Origin of the sequence: Meiothermus sp. QL-1 (assembly GCF_003351145.1) — a bacterium.
Classification (GTDB): Bacteria; Deinococcota; Deinococci; order Deinococcales; family Thermaceae; genus Meiothermus.
The window spans coordinates 23,680-29,836 of sequence record NZ_QQSV01000014.1; the positions used below are offsets into that span (position 1 = coordinate 23,680).

Annotated in this window: 5 protein-coding genes; all 5 read left to right on the forward strand. The window is 68.8% G+C overall.

Annotated elements, in window-relative coordinates; genetic code table 11:
- The first annotated feature begins 105 nt into the window (after positions 1-105).
- Genes rpoD through fdhD form a run of 5 tightly spaced genes read left to right on the forward strand, consistent with a single transcriptional unit; the run spans position 106 to position 5,871 of the window.
- Positions 106-1,410 (forward strand): RNA polymerase sigma factor RpoD, encoded by a 1,305-nt coding sequence (gene rpoD, locus DV704_RS11680; RefSeq protein WP_114799759.1) that lies wholly within the window; start codon positions 106-108, stop codon positions 1,408-1,410.
- Between the two features lie 44 nt (positions 1,411-1,454).
- Positions 1,455-2,132: a hypothetical protein gene (locus tag DV704_RS11685; RefSeq protein WP_233498351.1), complete on the forward strand. Its 678-nt coding sequence runs from the start codon at positions 1,455-1,457 to the stop codon at positions 2,130-2,132.
- Entirely contained in the window at positions 2,132-2,776 is a 645-nt protein-coding gene (locus tag DV704_RS11690; RefSeq protein WP_114799760.1) for a GNAT family N-acetyltransferase, read from the forward strand. The genes DV704_RS11685 and DV704_RS11690 overlap by 1 nt, the downstream gene beginning before the upstream one ends.
- Before the next feature lie 7 nt (positions 2,777-2,783).
- Positions 2,784-5,036: an FdhF/YdeP family oxidoreductase gene (locus DV704_RS11695; RefSeq protein WP_114799761.1), complete on the forward strand. Its 2,253-nt coding sequence runs from the start codon at positions 2,784-2,786 to the stop codon at positions 5,034-5,036.
- Complete coding sequence (fdhD, locus tag DV704_RS11700) at positions 4,975-5,871, forward strand: formate dehydrogenase accessory sulfurtransferase FdhD (RefSeq protein ID WP_114799762.1); 897 nt, start codon at positions 4,975-4,977, stop codon at positions 5,869-5,871. Before DV704_RS11695 ends, fdhD begins: the two co-directional genes overlap by 62 nt.
- The last annotated feature ends 286 nt before the right edge of the window (positions 5,872-6,157 follow it).

The window sequence follows — 6,157 nt, forward strand, 5'->3', positions numbered from 1 at the left end:
TCCAAGGACACCGCGAAGAAGGCCCCATCCGCGACGAAAGCCAAAGGAGGTAAAAAGGCGAGGAAGCCCGAGGCTCTCGCGTCCGAAAACCCCCCAGGGAGCGGCGTGAAAGCCGGGCCCGGCGAGGAGGCGCCTTTGGAGGAAGCGCTGGCCCCGGAGGCTGAGCTGGAGCTCGAGCTGGAAGACCCGGCGGCCGAGGAGGGCAAGCCGGTGCCTGCCTTGGACGAGGAGCTGGGGGACGAGATACTGGAAGGGGACCTGGAGGACCTGGACCTGCTCGAGGCCGACTTCGATGAGCTGGGCAACCTGCCGGTGGAGGAGCTGGAGGAGGAGCTCGAGGACGACCTCCCCCTGCCCCGCATCTCCACCTCCGACCCCGTGCGCCAGTACCTGCACGAGATCGGCCAGGTGCCCCTCCTGACCCTGGAGGAGGAGATCGACCTGGCCCGGCGGGTGGAAGAGGGGGTGGCGGCGGCCCAGCGCCTGGCCGAGGAGACCGGCCTGGACGCCGAGCTCATCCGCCACGTCCTGCGCAGCCAGGTGCAGGGCAGCAGCCGCATCACCCACATCCCCGGCACCGAGCTGCGCCTGGACCCCGAGACCATCCAGGCGGTGGATGCCCGGCTGCGGGCCCTGCCGCGCGAGGTCAAGCGCTACCTGCACATCGCCCGGGACGGCGAGATCTGCCGCCAGCACCTGATCGAGGCCAACCTGCGGCTGGTGGTCTCCATCGCCAAGAAGTACACCGGGCGGGGCCTCAGCTTCCTCGACCTGATCCAGGAGGGCAACCAGGGCCTCATCCGCGCGGTGGAGAAGTTCGAGTACAAGCGGCGCTACAAGTTCTCCACCTACGCCACCTGGTGGATCCGCCAGGCCATCAACCGGGCCATCGCCGACCAGGCCCGCACCATCCGCATCCCGGTGCACATGGTGGAGACCATCAACAAGCTCACCCGCACCACCCGCCAGATGCAGCAGGAGCTGGGGCGCGAGCCCACCTACGAGGAGATCGCCGAGGCCATGGGGCCGGGCTGGGACGCCAAGAAGGTGGAGGAGACCTTCAAAATCGCCCAGGAGCCGGTGAGCCTGGAGACCCCCATCGGCGACGAAAAGGACTCCTTCTACGGCGACTTTATCCCGGACGAGCACCTGGCCTCGCCGGTGGACTCGGCCGCCCAGAGCATGCTCTCGGAGGAGCTGGAGAAGGCCCTGGGCAAGCTCTCCGAGCGCGAGGCCATGGTCCTCAAGCTCCGCAAGGGGCTCATCGACGGGCGCGAGCACACCCTGGAGGAGGTGGGGGCCTACTTCGGCGTGACCCGCGAGCGCATCCGCCAGATCGAGAACAAGGCCCTGCGCAAGCTCAAGTACCACGAGTCCCGCACCCGCAAGCTGCGCGATTTCCTGGATTAGCGCAGCTCTCATCTTCGCGGTTTAGGCTTTGCGCGAGGTGAGCCGTGAAGCGACATCTGCTTACCGCCGTCGTCCTTGGCCTGCTGGCGGGGTGCTCGAGCGCCCCGCAACCCAAGCTGCAAGCCGCCATCGGCACCTATTCGGGCGCCGGGGGTGTGGGCCGGAGCTACATCCTGGTCCTGCGGCCCCAGCAGCAGCCGAACAGCCTCACCGTGAACATCAGCGGGCCCGGGGGCTACAGCGAGAGCCTCACCCTGCAAAGCGCCGAGTCCCGCACCCCCTCGGGAACCTGGTGGCAGCTGGGCTGGGGCGAAAACCGACCCCTTGTGAGCGGCACCTACACCATCTCCACCACCATCGACGGGGAGACCCTGCAGGTCGCCCTGGACATCGACGCTAGCAGGGTACTCTCTCCCCCCGCCGTGACCCTGGGCCCTGACCCCACCACCAAGACCGTGGCGGTCTCCTGGGGAGGCGTGAGCGGGGCCAGCAGCTACCTGGTCCGCTTGGTGAACCGGAGCACCCAGACCGTGGTGGCCCGCAGCCGGGTGACCGGCCTGGGCTTCACCTTCGACAACCTGGGGCTGAACCCCGCCGACACCTACCAGGTCGAGGTCTACGCCGCCAGCAGCAACATCAGCACCGACCCCCCGCTGGTGCCGGCCCAGTTCAACCTGGCCCTGGGACAGAGCCAGCCCTTCACGGTGCGCCAGGCCCCTTGATGGAGTGGCCGGAGATAGACGAGCACTTCGTGGCCGCACAGGCCCCTCCCCAGGCGATGGACCTGCTTTGGGCTGGGGGCTGGCGACATTTCGGGACGCACTTCTTCCGCTACAGCCGCCTGGGCGAGCAGCGGGTCATCCCCCTGCGGGTGCGGCTTGCGCGGTTTGCCCTGCGCAAAAGCCAGCAGCGGGTGCTCAAGCGGAACCGCGACCTCGAGGTAAGAATCGGGCCCGCCTTCGCCAACCCCGAGGTGGAGGCCCTCTTCCACCGGCACAAACTCCGCTTCAAGCAGAACGTGCCCCGAAGCCTCTACCAGTTCATCTCCCCCACCCCTGACCGGATCCCCTGCCGCTGCCACAGCCTGGCCCTCTACCAGGGGCCAAGGCTGGTGGGCATCAGCTACCTGGATGAGGGGGAGGAGGCCGCCTCCAGCGTCTACCAGTGCTTCGAACCGGCCCTGGCCCGGCGCAGCCTGGGCATCCTCATGCTGCTGCTTTCCATAGAACAGGCCCTGGAGTGGGGCAAGCGCTTCTACTACCCGGGCTACGCCTACCAGGCCCCTTCCTTCTACGACTACAAGAAGCGGCTTTTGGGCCTCGAGTTCTACGACTGGAGGGCCTGGCACCCCTTTGAGGCCCTATAATGGACCCGTGGCGCTCAAACCGGTGCGCAAGGGCTTTGCCCCTGAGACCTGGGCCAGCCTGCGGCCCTTTGGGGTGGGCCTGAGGAGGCCCAACAACTTCGCCGAGGTCTTCCGGGCCCTCCTCGAAAACCGCGACAACCTGGGCTACGCCTGGCGCATCCTGCGCGAGGGGGTCTGCGACGGCTGCGCCCTGGGCACCGCGGGCCTGCGGGACTGGACCATTGGAGGGATTCACCTCTGCAACGTGCGGCTCAGGCTGCTGCGGCTCAACACCATGGGGCCCATGGATGCCGGCCTTCTCGCCGATGTGGCTGCGCTGAAAAGGAAGAGCTCGGCGGAGCTGCGCGCCCTAGGCCGTCTCCCCTACCCGCTTTACCGCCGCAGGGGTGAGGCCGGTTTCACCCGGATTAGCTGGGACGAGGCCCTGGACCGCATCGCCTGGCGGCTTATGCGAACCTCCCCTGACCGGATGGGCTTCTACCTGACCAGCCGGGGCCTCCCCAACGAGACCTACTACGTGGTGCAGAAGGCGGTGCGGGCCCTGGGGAGCAACAACATCGACAACGCCGCCCGCCTCTGCCACAGCCCGAGCACCGTGGCCCTCAAGGCCTCGCTGGGGGTGGCGGCCACCACCTGCAGCTACCGCGACCTGATTGGGACCGACCTGGTGGTGTTCTTCGGCGCCAACCCGGCGGTCAACCAGCCGGTGATGATGAAGTACCTCTACTACGCCAAGAAGGCCGGCACCCAGGTGGTCTGCGTGAACCCCTACCAGGAGCCGGCCATGGCGCGCTACTGGGTGCCCTCCAGCCTGGAAAGCGCCCTGTTCGGCACCAAGATTACCGACCGCTTCTTCCTGGTGGCCCCGGGCGGCGACGCCGCCTTCTTGGTGGGGGTTATGCGGCACCTCATCGAGCAGGGCTGGCTCGACGAGGCCTTCATCCAGGAGCACACCACCGGCTTTGAGGCGGTCCGAGCACAGGCCCTGTCCAGCGAGTGGGGGCGGCTTGAGGAGGCCAGCGGGCTCAGCCGGCGGGAGATGCTCGAGTTCGCCCTCCTGCTGGCGAGAGCCCCCCGGGCGGTGCTGGTCTGGAGCATGGGCATCACCCAGCACGCCCTGGGCGAGGAAGCGGTGCAGGCCATCATCAACCTGGCCCTGGCCCGGGGCTACCTGGGGCGTGAGGGCGCCGGCCTGATGCCCATCCGGGGCCACTCCGGGGTGCAGGGCGGGGCCGAGATGGGGGCCTACGCCACGGTCTTCCCGGGAGGGGTGCCCATCACCCCCGAGAGCGCGGCGGCCCTGAGCGAGGCCTGGGGCTTCCCGGTGCCGTCCACCCCGGGGCTTACCGCCGCGGAGATGCTCGAGGCCGGGCTGGAGGTCTTGTGGAGCATCGGCGGCAACTTCCTGGAAACCCTGCCCAGCCCCGCCCAGGCCGAGGCGGCCCTGGCCCGGGTGCCCCTGCGGGTGCACCAGGACATCGTCCTCACCCCCCAGATGCTCCTGGAACCCGCTGAGGAGGTCTTCCTGCTGCCCGCTACCACCCGCTACGAGATTCCGGGGGGCTGCACCGAGACCAGCACCGAGCGCCGGGTGATATTCAGCCCGGAAATCCCCGGGCCCCGCATCGCCGGGGCCCGCTGGGAGGGCAGGGTCTTCCGGGAGCTTCTGGAGCGCATGGGCCTGGGCCAGCGCCTGGCCTTCGAGAACACCCAGGCGGTGCGGGAAGAAATCGCCCGCGTCGTGCCTTTCTACGACGGCATCCAGCACCTCAAAGCCGCCGGAGAGGCCTTCCAGTACGGGGGCGCCCACCTCTGCCCGAAAGGGGTCTGCCCCACCCCGGACGGCCGGGCCCGCTTCCGACCCGTCGCGGTGGACCCACCCCCTCTTCCCGAAGGGGCCTTCCGGCTGGTGACGCGGCGGGGCAAGCAGTTCAACAGCATGGTGCACGAGGCCACCGACCCCATCAATGGGGCCCCACGCGACGCGGTGCTGATGAGCCCTGAGGACTGCTTCAGGCTGGGGCTGGCGCCCGGCCAGCAAATCTGGCTGCAAAACGAGCATGGGACCTTTGCCGGACAGGTCTTCGTGGCCCCCGTGCGCCCCGGCAGCCTGCAGGTGCACTGGCCCGAGGGCAACGCGCTTCTAGACCCCCAGAAGCGCTCCCCCAAGGCCAAGGTCCCGGCCTACAAGGAGGGCTATGTCTACGTCCACAAAAAGCCGCCCCAAGGCCAAGACCCCCACCAGGCTGCTGCGGGTTGAGGCGGGGCGGGCCTTCCCCCGCTCCGACCAGGTGGCCACCGAGGAGCCCCTGGAGATACGGCTTTGGGCCGACCGGGGATGGGGCGAGGTGCGCAGGCTGGCCGTCACCCTGCGCACCCCGGGCCACGACTTCGAGCTGGCGGCAGGCTTCCTCCTGGCCGAGGGCCTGGTGCGGAGCAGGGAGGAGATCTACCGCATCAGCTACTGCACCGAGGTGGGGGAGGCCCAGCGGTACAACGTGGTAAACGTGCTGCTCTACTCAACCCGGCTGCCACCGCTGGAGCACCTGGAGCGCCACTTCTACACCACCTCGGCCTGTGGGGTCTGCGGCCGCGCGGGGCTCGAGGCCCTCCGGCTGCGCCACCACCCGCTAGAGGACGGTTTTGTGGTGCCGGCCGAGCTCATCGCGGGGCTGCCGCAAAGGCTGCGCGCGCGCCAGGCCCTCTTCGAGGCCACCGGGGGCCTGCATGCCGCGGCCCTTTTTGATGCGGAGGGCAACCTGCTGGCCCTGCGGGAGGACGTGGGCCGCCACAACGCCATGGACAAGCTGCTGGGCTTCGCCCTGCTGGAAGGGCGCCTGCCCTTGAAGGAGGCCCTGGTGCTGGTCAGCGGGCGGGCCAGCTACGAGCTGGCGCAGAAAGCCCTGGCCGCGGGCGTCCCCATCCTGGCAGCCATCTCGGCCCCCAGCAGCCTGGCGGTTGAGCTGGCCCGGCGGTTCAACCTCACCCTGATCGGCTTCCTGCGCGAAGCTTTCAACATCTACGCCGCACCGGAGCGCGTCCGGGTCTCCAGGAAGGGGGGTGAAGTCCCCCTCCAGTCCGGGACTCGCCCTTGAGCGAAGCGCGCTCTGGCCTGCCATCCCGGAGGACAGGAACCCCGCGCTGGCCGACCCTGCACCGCCTGAAGGACGCGCGCCTCGAGGTGGTACCCTGGGCCCGAGGCGCACGCCTGCACCCTGGAGAAAGCCCGGTCCCTGGCCCCCGCGGATGCGGAACTGGAATTACGCGGTGTACTTTACACGCATCAGAATGGGCTTCCAGTTACGTAGGGAGCCCAATGAATAGGATACCACGTCCCATCCGCCGCGCTCTGGAAAGCTTAGCTTCCAGCCCCATCAACGC

Excerpts from the sequence above, each read along its gene's own strand:
- DV704_RS11690 (WP_114799760.1), top strand. The coding sequence starts at position 2,132 with ATGGAGTGGCCGGAGATAGACGAGCACTTCGTGGCCGCACAGGCCCCT.
- fdhD (WP_114799762.1), top strand. The coding sequence starts at position 4,975 with ATGTCTACGTCCACAAAAAGCCGCCCCAAGGCCAAGACCCCCACCAGG.